This window comes from Pseudoalteromonas sp. S558 (assembly GCF_005886635.1).
In the GTDB taxonomy this organism is placed as follows: Bacteria; Pseudomonadota; Gammaproteobacteria; order Enterobacterales; family Alteromonadaceae; genus Pseudoalteromonas; species Pseudoalteromonas aliena.
In genome coordinates this window covers 1-445 of sequence record NZ_PNDU01000630.1, presented here as the reverse complement: position 1 = coordinate 445, position 445 = coordinate 1, and the positions used below count along the sequence as shown (strand labels likewise).

General features: G+C 42.9%; 1 protein-coding gene. It reads left to right on the top strand.

The window, feature by feature from the left end; all coding sequences use genetic code 11:
• On the top strand, positions 1-445 hold a 445-nt coding region (locus CWB66_RS21720; protein ID WP_138587024.1), incomplete at both ends, for an efflux RND transporter permease subunit.

Sequence of the window (445 nt, the reverse complement as noted above, 5' to 3'; positions counted from 1 at the left end):
ATTGAAGCGGTCATGTATGCCTTACCTGATGTAGAACAAGTGCGCTCAATTTCTAAAACAGGCTTGTCTGGCGTCCCGGTTGTTTTCAAAGAAGGCACCGACATTTACTTTGCAAGACAACTTGTATTTGAGCGTCTTCAAGCCGCAAAAGAACTGATACCAGAAGGTGTCGGCACACCCGAAATGGGGCCAAACACCTCAGGGCTAGGCCAAGTATTTCAGTACCTTCTTATTTCAGATAAAGATGCAGGCTATGATGCTATGGCACTCAGGAGTCTCAATGATTGGGTAGTAAAATTACTCGTTATGCCTGTCGATGGTGTTTCTGATGTACTCTCCTTTGGATGTATTGTTAGGCAGTACCAAGTAAATGTAGATAAATCTAAGCTTCTTTCTTATAACCTAACGCAAGAAGACGTTGTTGGTGCCCTAGATAACAACAATG